A 12196-nucleotide genomic window follows, 5' to 3' on the forward strand; every position below is an offset into this window, starting at 1 on the left:
AATCCTAGTTTTTAAAATACCAAAACGGTAAGATAACATCTGTAACGGTCTTAACCTTATCTTTTTCCTTTCTTTTTCGTCTGAGCCTTAAAAGGTGTTTTCCCTCTTCGAGATCAGCGAGGTTAAGGTAAGTTTCGAATCCTAGGATATTGTTTATTCCCGTGGTAAGGATAAAATCCTCGTCCATATCCAAGCTATCAATTCGGAAAGCATGGGTTTCATTAAAGGTCCTGAGGTACATCTTTCGGATGCTGTCTTTTTGGCGTGCACTGGTAATCTGGTCGCTCCAGTTGGTAGTTACCTTCATACTCGTGGATAGTCCACGCCTATCAATCTCGGGGGTCAAGGAATCATTATAGGCAAAAATCCGGTTCTCCAAATTATCAGAAAAGGGTACAAATACTTGTAAAAAGGGTTTAGTGATTACCTTGGATGGAATAACCATCTTTCCTGGAAAATCACCATCTTCCGTAAGCATGTCCGCATAGTTTTCCTTATTGGCAAAAGTACTTGAAGATTGTTGGTCCTTGTCCAGATAGTTGGAGTTACGATATTCCAAACTGGTTATCATTAATATCGCAATATAAATGGGCACCAGTAGTAAAATAAGTCTTCTTCCAAAACGATTGTCCAGAAAATTATAGACCAAGGGCCTGTATAAAAATGAAAGTGTCAGAAAACTAAAAACCCAATAGATGGGAAAGTAGATCTTGGATGTCCATTTCTTCTTTTTGAGCCACCCCTGCGTCAAAAAATCTAGAAAGGTTAAGGTCATGCCCGTAATAATGAAAACAATGAGCACAACCCCTAGAATACTGGAAAGTCCTTCCGGGAGATAATCACTTTCAATAACAAAATTGGCCACCAAAACAATCGATAGGATAATCATCGTCATGGCCAGCACGTAGAAAATCAACAAGAACGAAATGGCAAAGAGTACACTGCAATAATTCTCTAGATTGGCAATGTACCGGTCAAAAGAGACGATGCGTTTTTGAAGGTATTTGGTGAAGCGTTCCGAATAGCGAAGCTTTTCAAACTCTATATCACCGGAAACGTACCGTAATCCAAGAGATCCTATCCAAAGTCCACGAAGGATTACGTGCAGCAATAGGTTGAACAATAGTATGGAACACGAAATTTGAAGGATGAGGTATACTACGAAGCGATAAATTTGCTGTTCGTTCTCAGCATTCACCGTCTCAATACGGAGCGGTTCATATGCGGTGAACAATCCAAAAATGGCAAAACCCGAAATAATAAGTTCAAGTTCCCAGCTTTGTTGTTGCAGGGAGTCCAGCAGTTTTTTAAATGAGGGACTATTATAATCGTTGTTCGCGCCCACGGTCTTTGATCGGTTTGTACATCCAATATAGGCATAAAATGCAAAAACCGCTCTAAATGAGCGGTTTTGCGTTGTTGATTAAAAAAAACCAAGACTATTTGATCATCTCATAGCTTCTTGCGATAAAGTTGGTGAGCTCTTCACCTTTCAGCAATCCTTTGGATAGACGTGCCAAATCCAACGACTGATTGATCAGTCTTTCACGCTTTTTAGCGGTCTTGGTATTTAGTATTTCACTTACCAATTCGTGATTGGTATTCACGATAAGGTTGTACATGTCGGGCATATTTCCCATTCCGAACATGCCACCACCACCAGTACGCTGCATTTCTTTCATTCTGCGCATAAATTCTGGCTCGGTTATTATGAACGGGGAAGCACTGCTTTCCATGGCCTCCAATTGAATGGTATATCCTTTATCGGAAATTACTTTTTCTAAATCAGCCTTTAGGCTGTCTTTTTCCTCATCGGACAATTTGGAAATAGCCGTATCCTCTTTTTTGATAAGGTTGTCCACATGGTCCGCATCTACTCGAACAAAAGACAGGTTTTCTTTGGAGGTTTCCAACTTTTGCATCAAATGGGAAACAATCGGGGAGTCCAACAAGAGGATTTCGTATCCTTTTTTCTTGGCAGCCTCAATATAACTGTGCTGAGCGTCCTTATCCGAGGCATAAAGCACTACCAATTTATCGTCCTTGTCGGTCTGATTGTCCTTGATTTTGGCTTCTAGCTCTTCAAAAGTGTAGAAATTGCCATCAATTGTTGGGTAAAGTGCAAATTTGTCCGCTTTTTCGAAAAATTTGTCCTCGGAGAGCATTCCATACTCAATAACCACTTTGATGTCGTTCCACTTCTGTTCAAAATCCTCACGGTTGTTCTTGAAAAGCGAACTTAGCTTATCGGCTACTTTTCGGGTGATGTACGAAGAAATTTTCTTCACCGCGCCATCAGCCTGAAGGTATGACCTTGAAACGTTGAGCGGGATGTCCGGAGAATCGATGACACCTTTTAACATCGTCAAGAATTCGGGAACAATGCCTTCCACATTGTCCGTTACGAACACTTGGTTCTGGTACAATTGGATTTTGTCTTTTTGAATGCTGAGGTCGTTCGTCAACTTAGGGAAATATAAGATACCCGTTAAGTTGAACGGATAATCCACGTTTAAATGGATATGGAACAAAGGCTCCTCGAACTGCATAGGGTAAAGTTCCCTGTAAAAACTTTTGTAATCTGCTTCTTCCAAATCTGCAGGTTGCTTGGTCCAAGCTGGATTTGGATTGTTGATGATGTCATCCACTTCCTGAGTCGGCGCCGGGTCGTCCTCTTTGGCATCTTCTGGTTTGGGAAGCGTTTCCGTTTTTGTTCCGAACTTGATTGGAATTGGCATGAACTTGTTGTACTTCACCAAAAGCTCACGGATTCTTGACTTTTCCAAAAACTCGGTGGAATCCTCTGCTATGTGAAGGATAATTTCCGTTCCCCTTTCAGTTTTGTCACTTGGTTCAATGGTAAACTCGGGAGAACCATCGCAAGTCCAATGTACCGCAGGTTCTTCTTTGTGGCTTTTTGAAATAATCTCCACTTTCTCCGCTACCATGAACGCTGAGTAGAAACCAAGACCAAAATGCCCGATGATTCCGGCATCTTTACCTGCATCCTTGTATTTATCCAAAAATTCCTCGGCACCGGAAAAAGCAACCTCATTAATGTACTTTTTCACCTCGTCCTCTGTCATCCCGATTCCTTGGTCTATAATATGGATGCGTTTGTTGTCCTTGTCCACCTTGACCTCGATAATCGGGTTGCCGTACTCGACCGTTGCTTCCCCTATAGAAGTTAAGTGCTTTAATTTTAAGGTTGCATCCGTAGCGTTGGAGATAAGTTCCCTCAAGAAAATTTCGTGATCACTGTATAAAAATTTCTTGATCAAGGGGAAAATGTTCTCTACTGAAACATTGATTTTACCTGTAGCCATCGTTTTGTTTTTTATTCTTTTTACAGCTGATGAGTCAAAAAAAATACCATAGTGCAAAATCTGACAAACTGACATTTTATTGAGGTTTTAACTGGTCTACAAGATTTTAACATAATTTTGTTTATTTAATTTTGAAAAAGATTAAACAGAATTAGTATATTTACAGTGTTATAGGATAAAAATTGCTATGAAATAGTATTACTATAACAAGTTTGTTTATTTATTGGTTAGGTTGTGAAAATGCACTTTCGCCAGGAAGTGCATTTTCTTTAAAAAGTAAATTGTAAAATACTAACCTTGTAACACTTCAAAAACATACTAAAATGGCAAAGACGACTAAACCCAAAATTACCGAGGATAAAATCATTAGCTTGTTCATGGAATCTGTTTTGGAACATGAAAAGGTACCGAGCTCGGTGTTTAAGTTTTGTAAAGCAAATGATATCAAGGAAGAGGAGTTTTATGGATTCTTTGGTTCGTTCGAGTCCTTACAACAAATTATCTGGAACAAATTTTTTGATAACAGCTATGGGTTGATGCTGAAGAACAAGCAGTATGCATCCATGACCAACGAGGAAAAAATGTTGACCTTTTTCTTTACCTTTTTTGAAAACCTGACACTGAACAGGAGCTATGTACTCTTTATAATGAAAGAGCACAAATATTCCTTGGAAGGATTAAAGCAACTAAAAGGCCTTCGCAAAAGGTTCAAAGACTTCGCCTCCACACTTATTGAAGAACGGAACGATGAAAAGCAGCACAAAATCTTTAAATACAATGCTCCATTGTTTGCCGAAGGTGCTTGGTTACAGTTCTTGTTTATTCTAAAATTCTGGATGGAAGATGGCTCCCCTGGTTTGGAAAAGACCGACATCGCCATTGAAAAATCCGTCACCACTATATTTCAAATTTTCGAGACCACTCCACTGGAAAAAATAGTTGATTTTGGAAAGTTTCTTTACAAGGAAAAATTCGCTTAGGATAGATGAAAAGTTTGGATACCATTCCCACGGGGAAAATTGAAAGAGCGGGCAAGCTGGTAAAAACTGGTGTAAAGATTGGTGGCAACTATGTAAAATATTACGGTAAAAAACTGGTTGACCCGCAAACCTCCAAAGATACGTTGGACCAAGACAATGCGGAGGATATTTATGATGGACTAAAAAGTCTAAAGGGTAGTGCGCTTAAAGTGGCCCAAATGCTCAGTATGGAGAAGAACTTGCTGCCAAGGGCCTATGTGGAAAAGTTTTCCCTTTCCCAATTTTCCGTGCCCCCGTTGTCTGCACCTTTGGTCCGCAAGACCTTCAAAAAATATCTGGACAAATATCCTGAGGATATTTTTGATGAGTTTGAAAGGGATTCCGTGAATGCCGCTAGTATAGGTCAGGTGCACCGTGCAGAAAAGGATGGTAAAAAATTGGCGGTCAAAATACAATATCCGGGTGTTGCTGAAAGCATCAGTAGTGATTTGGCCTTGGTGAAGCCTGTGGCCATTAAAATGTTCAATCTGAAAGGGAAGGATTCCGAGAAGTATTTTAAGGAAGTCGAACATAAGCTTATCGAGGAGACCAATTATATTTTGGAGTTGGAGCAAAGCCATGAGATTACAACGGCCTGTTCCGTGATTCCAAATATGGAGTTTCCAAAATATTACCGAGAGCTGTCAAGTGAGCGTATCTTGACCATGGATTGGATGGAGGGAACCCACCTCGGCGAATTTACCAGAACGGACTTCGATGCTGAACTTGGGAATACCCTTGGGCAAGCCCTTTGGGACTTTTACATGTTCCAGATTCATAAATTGCGAAGGGTGCACGCAGACCCGCATCCCGGTAATTTTTTGGTAAGTGAAAGCGGTAAGTTGATAGCCATAGATTTTGGTTGCATCAAGCAGATTCCAGATGATTTTTATGTACCGTATTTTGAGTTGGCCAAGGAAGAGAACATCAATAATGATAAAATCTTCATGGAAAAGTTGTACAAACTGGAAATCTTGACATCTACCGATTCTGAAGAAGAACTCAAGTTTTTTAAAGCGCTTTTCAAAGAAATGCTCACCATTTTCACATCGCCTTTCCATAAAGAGACTTTTGATTTTGGTGATGAAGGTTTTTGGTCCAAGATTGCCAACCTAAGTGAACGATACTCCAAAGACGAACAAATCCGAAAGATGAACGGAAACAGGGGGTCCAAACACTTTTTGTACATAAACCGCACATTTTTTGGACTTTACAATCTGCTACACGACCTTAAAGCCAAGGTGAATGTGAACCATTTTGAGCGATACATCGACTAAAAGACTTAATAAATATCCAGTTCTTTGGATATATTTTTTAATTTTCCGTTAATTAGCCGAGAGTTTTTTAAAGATTCAATAGTAAAGCCTTTGCAATGTACAATTCAAAAATAGCAGGATTGGGATTTTATGTCCCTGAAAATGTAGTCACTAATGACGATTTGTCAAAAGTGATGGATACAAATGATGAATGGATTCAAGAACGTACAGGGATTAAGGAACGGCGTCATGTAATAAAAGATACTGAAACCACGACCTCAATGGGAGTGGAGGCCGCTAAAAGGGCCATCGAGCGTGCGGGTATCGATAAGGATGATATTGACTTTATTGTTTTCGCGACCCTTAGCCCCGATTATTATTTCCCTGGGCCCGGTGTATTGGTGCAGCGTGATCTGGGTCTAAAAAGAACCGTTGGTGCCCTGGATGTGAGAAACCAGTGTTCCGGTTTTGTTTACGGGATTTCCGTGGCCGACCAATATATTAAAACCGGTATGTACAAAAACGTACTGGTCATCGGTTCCGAGCTGCATTCCCGTGGTCTGGATATGACCACAAGGGGCAGGGGGGTATCCGTTATTTTTGGTGATGGTGCAGGAGCTGCCGTTCTTACCAGAGAAGAGGATAACTCCAAAGGAATTCTTTCTACCCATTTACATTCGGAAGGACAGCATGCAGAGGAACTTTCGCTAATCGCTCCCGGGATGGGCAAACGTTGGGTGACTGACATTATCGAAGATAAAGACCCAGAGGATACCTCTTATTATCCTCATATGAACGGACAGTTCGTTTTTAAAAATGCGGTGGTTCGATTCAGTGAGGTGATTATGGAAGGGCTTGGTAAAAATAATTTGGCACCGACGGATATTGATATGTTGATTCCACATCAGGCCAACCTAAGAATCTCCCATTTCATCCAGAACAAGTTTAAATTGAAGGATGACCAAGTATTCAATAATATCATGAAGTACGGTAACACCACGGCGGCTTCCATACCCATTGCATTGACAGAGGCTTGGGAGGCTGGAAAAATCAAAGAAGGTGATTTGGTGGTGCTTGCGGCCTTCGGTAGTGGTTTTACTTGGGGCAGTGTAATCATAAGATGGTAGACAATCGACATTTATACAATTAAATATAAAACCCCGATCCAAACGGATCGGGGTTTTTGATTGATGCTAACATAAGATAACCAACCAACACTCGAATATGAAGCATCAATATATTTTAAAGGATTCCGCCTCCACCTTGTTTGGTATTGCTGTCCCTGCGTTTACGCTGCTTTGCTTGGTTTTTACCGCTTCCAAATCTATATGAAAGACCTAGGTACAGATTGTTGCTTTCCCAATTAAAGGCTCCTTCTTGCGCGTAAGGATAATCGCCCTCGAAAGCAAATCGCATGGTATTGAAAATGTCATTGTAATTAAGGCTCAATGTGCCCTTGCCTTCAGCAAAACTGTAGCGAGCACCCAAATTCACAAAATACATCGGGTCGGCATTGAACTGTATACTTTTATTTCTTCCACGGTAAAAACCGAAAGCTTGTAGCGTTAATGCCTTGGTAACGGTAAAGCTGTTGTTCATTCTCAGGTTCCAAGCCGTATTGTCCACTTTTACCCGTTGCGCCACAATATCTTCTTCACTGGGTTCCGGGTCCGTGGTGTTCAATGTTTCTGTCAACCCTCTTTGGGTTTGCGAGAACAGGTCAAAACTTCCATTAATGTTCCACCATTTCAAAGGTTTGTAATTGGTGGAGAGTTCAACCCCGTAGGCAGATGTTTTGTCAAAATTATCAAAGGTCAGAATGGTCTTGTTCAAGTCCAAGCGGTCCACATAGATGGCACGGTTGATTTCATCTGTTATGCTTCTATAGAAAACACCTCCGGTAATACTTCCATTTTTTATTCTTTTGGTGTAGTTTGCTTCATAAGAATTGGTGAACTGTGGTACCAAATTTGGGTTTCCAAAAGAAGAGATCAAAGGCGTTGCAAACTCACGGATGGGGTTTACCTGTTGTAGCCCCGGTCTGTCCACACGTCTGCTATAGCTCAACTGGAGTTGGTCGCTTTCGTTTGGTCTGTAGGTAACAAATGCTGAAGGGTATATTTCTGTATAGTTATCGGTAAAGGCCCTTACGGAATTGGTGTCAGCTTTAACTTGAACATCCTCTATGCGCACGCCCATTTGGTAGGACCATTTTTTGTAGGTCTGTCCAAAAGTTGCGTAGGCCGAATAAATATCCATGTCGTACACAAATTTAGTGGAGGGCGTAGGTACCAAATCTCCATTGGAATTAAAAGATTGCCCAGTGGAAGAATAATCCACAATGGTCTCAAAATTCCTGGATTGAAGGCCAAGTTCCAATTTGGAAATACTGTCTAGCGGATTCACATAATCCAAATTGGCAGTGGTCTGGGTACGCTCGGTGTCCACAAAATCCATATAATCTGGATAGGTTGAGGCGCCGACAGACCTAAAATCTGCATCCTGTTCACTGTCGAACAGGTTGTGGTCTATTTCCAGTTCTATGTTGTGGCCTTCCTTATTAAAATCGAGTTTATAGTCGAAATTATATTGCTCACTGCTATTGTTGGAGTCGTCCAGGAACAATTGCGTCACGTTTCGCGAAGGATTATTAAAATATGAAACAGCAGTCTCTCCTGTTCCTTCACCTTCATAGATATTTTGATTGGTAAAAAAGGAAATGGTGTTTTTATCGTTCAGGTAAAAATCCACTCCCAATTTGTACAGGTGCGACTTGTTATTGTTGAAAAAGTCAAACTTTTGGCGTGAGTTTTCGTCTACACGAAGAATGCTTCCATCATTTACCCATTTGCCAATATTGTTGCCATAATTCCCATAGAAGTTAAACTTCCCATTACGGTAGTTCATGTCAATAGAACTATTGAACTTCGCCTCGATTCCTTTAGTTAGTCCAAGGTTGACGTTTCCATTAAAACCAATGTTTGCATTTTTGTGCAATACAATATTGATGATGCCGCTCATTCCTTCGGGATTGTACTTGGCGGATGGATTGGTAATCAGTTCTATGGATTTAATGGCAGTTGATGGAATCTGCTTGAGCAGCTGGGCTACGGGAACGTTAGACAATTTTCCGTCGACCATGACCCGTACATTCGAGTTTCCCCTAAGTGTAATGTCGCCAGTTTGGGAATCCACGTTTACGGATGGAATATTGTTCATAATGTCGGAAGCTGAGGCGCCTGCAGTGGTCAAATCTTTACCAACATTGATTACTTTGCGGTCTACGCGTTGTTCAATTGTAGTGCGTTCCGCTACCAGCTCCACACCTTCGAGTTCTTTGGTTTCTTCAACTAGGGTTACGGTGCCCAAATCAAGGGTCCGTTTGCCCTTCGCGATCACTAATTTTTGAGAATACGTTTTGTAACCAATGTACTGTACTTCAAAAACAAACGTACCGTCGGGCAGTTTGTTGATTTCAAAACTTCCATCTTCTGTGGTAATTCCACCAGTAATGGTCTGGGAACCATCTTCAGATTTGATGACAACAGCAGCATAAGCTACAGGTTCGTTGGAAATTTCGTCGATGACCTTACCATTGATGACGCCCAGGGCATCGTTTGGATTATTGGCAAAAGTTGAAAAAGGGGACGTCATGCACAGCAATAGTGCAACTAGAAAGCTCACATGTCTCATGAGTAGTTCGTTTTTTGATTGATGATTGATTGATGATTGATGTCACTCTTAAGACGCCGTAGGTTCGGGAATGTTACAGGCAAAAACTTAATTTAACATCCTTTAACAATAAAGCATTCTGAATTGTCTCAACTTTGTAAGGCAGGCTTCTATTAGAGACTAATGATATAACGCTATAAAAGAAGAAACCCCGGTAACGAGTACCGGGGTTATACATTGATAAGCTATACTAAACACTAACCATTAACTATAAAAATACAGTCTTACCAATGACTTTAAGTTATAAAAAATAGACGAATTTATATGTGAAAAATTACAGTCTATATAAGAATTTAACACAAAAATTAACAAATGCAAAAAACACTTGTTATAGGGGCTTCTACAAACCCAGGAAGATACAGTAACACAGCTATTCGTAGGCTGGTTGACAATAATATTGAAACAACCGCATTTGGGATACGTGGGGGAACTGTATCAGGGGTACAAATTAAAGACAACTTAGTTGATTTTCAAAATATTGATACCGTAACTTTATATTTAGGTCCAAAAAATCAAAAAGAATACTACCAACAACTTGTTGATTTAAAACCTCGAAGGGTCATATTTAACCCCGGAACCGAAAACCCGGAGTTTTATGAAATCCTTGAAAATGCTGGCATTGAGGTTGAGGTCGCCTGTACTTTGGTGCTGCTTGCTACTGGACAGTATTAACGTAAGGAGCCGAATTTTTTTCACGAATTAACCATAAACCTATAAAAGTTAGCAATCCGTTTAACGGTAACAATTCATAGCCAACTTGATAGCCTCCCAAAAATTCGGAGGGCATATTGGCTATAAAAACTATGGCAATCACCGATAATAAAGCCACTATCCAGACATAACTGTCCTTGATTTTGTGTTTGGTGAAAATGCCAAAGGCAAAAAGACCCAGTAGTGGGCCATAAGTGTAACCGGCAACCGTAAGCAAGCTATCTATCACATTGCTGCTAAGAATATACTTAAATGCAATGATAACAATAACAAGAGTAAAGCTCATGGCAATATGGGTGCGCTTTCTGATACGTTTTTGTTCTTTGTCCTCTTTGTTTTGAACGTTTAGGAAATCCACACAGAAAGAAGTTGTCAAGGAAGTAAGCGCACTGTCCGCACTACTGTAGGCCGCGGCGATGAGACCGAGCATAAAAGTGATAGAAAGTGCTAGCCCCAATCCACTGTTCAGTGCAATTTCAGGAAAAAGAAGGTCGGTCTTGGGGGTACCGTCCATCAATGGAAGCCCAATACCTTCCCTTTTGGCATAAATAAAGAGCAATGCTCCCAAAAGCATGAACAAAAATGTGGATATCACTAGTACAAAACTAAATGAGACCATATTTTTCTGGGCTTCTTTCAAGGATTTGCAGGTAAGGTTCTTTTGCATCATATCTTGGTCAAGACCCGTCATGCAAATGGTTATGAACATGCCGCCCACAAAGGATTTGATAAAATAATTTCTATCCAAAAAACTCTCTATCACCAAAAAATCATTATAATTTTTCAGCTCTTCGGAGGCAAGGAATTCCCCAAAGCTCCAACCGAGTTCTTGATTGATCATCACAATGGACAATACCACTGCCAAAATCATAAAAAGCGTTTGCAAGGTATCTGTCCATACGATTGTTTTAATGCCGCCTTTATTGGTATACAGCCAAATCAACAAAATGGAGATGACCACGGTAAATTCAAAACGGACCCCTAGGTTGTCAAAAACAAATTGTTGTAGCACAATGGCTACCAAGTACAATCGGAAAGCTGCACCCAAAACTCTCGATATAAAGAAGAAAAATGCACCGGTCCTGTGGCTCATTTTTCCGAAACGGTCATTTAAATACTCGTAAATAGAGGTGAGGTTCAATCTGTAGTATAGGGGAAGCAGCACAAAGGCCACCACAAAATAGCCTACCAGATATCCCAAGATCACCTGCATGTAACTGAATTGGCTATCCTGTACCCAGCCCGGTACCGATATAAAGGTGACCCCCGATAACGAGGCCCCGACCATTCCAAAGGCCACCACATACCATGGCGATTGTTTCCCCGCCTTAAAAAAATCGGCGTTGGAATCGTTTTTTCCGGTAAAGTAAGAAATCAATATAAGCACCAAGAAATAGGCGCCGATAAGCAACAGGATTTGTGTGGCTGACATATATGCAATTTGATTTGCAAAGTACGAAAGTAAATTGGTAACTCTAAAATCGTAATTTTGTAGGAGAATTGATGCTATGGAATTTTCATCGAAGCTACTGGAAAATGCTGTTTACGAGATGTCGCAACTGCCAGGGATTGGTAAAAGAACGGCTTTGCGCTTGGTGCTGCACCTTTTAAAGCAACCAGAAGAGCGGTCGGAGCATTTGGCGAATGCACTCCTTAAATTGAGAAGCGAGGTCAACTTTTGCAAAAATTGCCACAATATTTCCGATACGGAGGTATGTGAAATTTGTGCCAACCCCAAAAGGGACGAAACCTTGGTGTGCGTAGTGGAAGATATTAGGGATGTAATGGCCATTGAAAATACATCTCAATATAACGGATTGTACCATGTGTTGGGAGGTAAAATCTCTCCCATGGAGGGCGTAGGGCCACAAGACCTAAATATTGGGTCACTGGTGAAAAAAGTAAAGGACGGAACCATAAAAGAATTGATTTTGGCCTTAAGTTCCACGATGGAAGGAGATACCACTAATTTTTATATTTACAAACAATTGGAAGGTTTGGAAGTGACCACTTCCACCATTGCTAGAGGAATTTCGGTGGGCGATGAATTGGAGTATGCAGATGAGGTAACTTTGGGCAGAAGTATAATCAATAGAGTACCTTTTGAAAATTCTATTAAAGCGAATTAATAAACATAAATCAAAAATAAGTC

The 12196-nt window shown here is 40.6% G+C and carries 9 protein-coding genes; 5 read left to right on the forward strand and 4 right to left on the reverse strand.

Annotated elements, in window-relative coordinates; all coding sequences use genetic code 11:
• Positions 1-4 precede the first annotated feature (4 nt).
• Positions 5-1345: a hypothetical protein gene (locus GUA46_RS14565; RefSeq protein ID WP_176621106.1), complete on the reverse strand. Its 1341-nt coding sequence runs from the start codon at positions 1343-1345 to the stop codon at positions 5-7.
• A gap of 94 nt (positions 1346-1439) precedes the next feature.
• Positions 1440-3326: a molecular chaperone HtpG gene (gene htpG, locus GUA46_RS14570; protein ID WP_176621107.1), complete on the reverse strand. Its 1887-nt coding sequence runs from the start codon at positions 3324-3326 to the stop codon at positions 1440-1442.
• A gap of 323 nt (positions 3327-3649) precedes the next feature.
• Between htpG and GUA46_RS14575 the strand changes: the two genes are divergently transcribed.
• The 3 genes from GUA46_RS14575 to GUA46_RS14585 all read left to right on the forward strand — a co-directional run bounded on the left by GUA46_RS14575 (position 3650) and on the right by GUA46_RS14585 (position 6728).
• Entirely contained in the window at positions 3650-4306 is a 657-nt protein-coding gene (locus GUA46_RS14575; protein WP_176621108.1) for a TetR family transcriptional regulator C-terminal domain-containing protein, read from the forward strand.
• 5 nt (positions 4307-4311) lie between these two features.
• Positions 4312-5622, forward strand: coding sequence for an ABC1 kinase family protein (locus GUA46_RS14580; RefSeq protein ID WP_176621109.1), 1311 nt, complete (start codon positions 4312-4314; stop codon positions 5620-5622).
• Positions 5623-5717: 95 nt separating this feature from the next.
• Positions 5718-6728, forward strand: a complete 1011-nt coding sequence (locus GUA46_RS14585; RefSeq protein ID WP_176621110.1) for a 3-oxoacyl-ACP synthase III family protein — start codon at positions 5718-5720, stop codon at positions 6726-6728.
• Between the two features lie 115 nt (positions 6729-6843).
• Here GUA46_RS14585 and GUA46_RS14590 read toward each other — a convergent pair whose 3' ends face one another.
• Positions 6844-9294 (reverse strand): TonB-dependent receptor, encoded by a 2451-nt coding sequence (locus GUA46_RS14590; RefSeq protein WP_176621111.1) that lies wholly within the window; start codon positions 9292-9294, stop codon positions 6844-6846.
• A 351-nt stretch (positions 9295-9645) separates the two neighbouring features.
• On the opposite strand from GUA46_RS14590, the gene GUA46_RS14595 reads away from it, so the two are divergent.
• Positions 9646-10005: a CoA-binding protein gene (locus tag GUA46_RS14595; protein WP_176621112.1), complete on the forward strand. Its 360-nt coding sequence runs from the start codon at positions 9646-9648 to the stop codon at positions 10003-10005.
• Here GUA46_RS14595 and GUA46_RS14600 read toward each other — a convergent pair.
• Complete coding sequence (locus GUA46_RS14600) at positions 9989-11476, reverse strand: sodium:solute symporter (protein WP_176621113.1); 1488 nt, start codon at positions 11474-11476, stop codon at positions 9989-9991. The genes GUA46_RS14595 and GUA46_RS14600 overlap by 17 nt on opposite strands.
• 76 nt (positions 11477-11552) lie before the next feature.
• Between GUA46_RS14600 and recR the strand changes: the two genes are divergently transcribed.
• A complete protein-coding gene (gene recR / locus GUA46_RS14605; protein WP_176621114.1) occupies positions 11553-12173 on the forward strand; it encodes a recombination mediator RecR in 621 nt (206 codons plus the stop codon).
• Positions 12174-12196 lie beyond the last annotated feature (23 nt).

This window comes from Flagellimonas chongwuensis (assembly GCF_013376415.1).
Lineage (GTDB): Bacteria > Bacteroidota > Bacteroidia > Flavobacteriales > Flavobacteriaceae > Flagellimonas > Flagellimonas chongwuensis.

Excerpts from the sequence above, each read along its gene's own strand:
- GUA46_RS14595 (WP_176621112.1), top strand. The coding sequence starts at position 9,646 with ATGCAAAAAACACTTGTTATAGGGGCTTCTACAAACCCAGGAAGATAC.
- GUA46_RS14585 (WP_176621110.1), top strand. The coding sequence starts at position 5,718 with ATGTACAATTCAAAAATAGCAGGATTGGGATTTTATGTCCCTGAAAAT.
- htpG (WP_176621107.1), bottom strand. The coding sequence starts at position 3,326 with ATGGCTACAGGTAAAATCAATGTTTCAGTAGAGAACATTTTCCCCTTG.
- GUA46_RS14575 (WP_176621108.1), top strand. The coding sequence starts at position 3,650 with ATGGCAAAGACGACTAAACCCAAAATTACCGAGGATAAAATCATTAGC.
- GUA46_RS14590 (WP_176621111.1), bottom strand. The coding sequence starts at position 9,294 with ATGAGACATGTGAGCTTTCTAGTTGCACTATTGCTGTGCATGACGTCC.
- GUA46_RS14600 (WP_176621113.1), bottom strand. The coding sequence starts at position 11,476 with ATGTCAGCCACACAAATCCTGTTGCTTATCGGCGCCTATTTCTTGGTG.
- recR (WP_176621114.1), top strand. The coding sequence starts at position 11,553 with ATGGAATTTTCATCGAAGCTACTGGAAAATGCTGTTTACGAGATGTCG.
- GUA46_RS14580 (WP_176621109.1), top strand. The coding sequence starts at position 4,312 with ATGAAAAGTTTGGATACCATTCCCACGGGGAAAATTGAAAGAGCGGGC.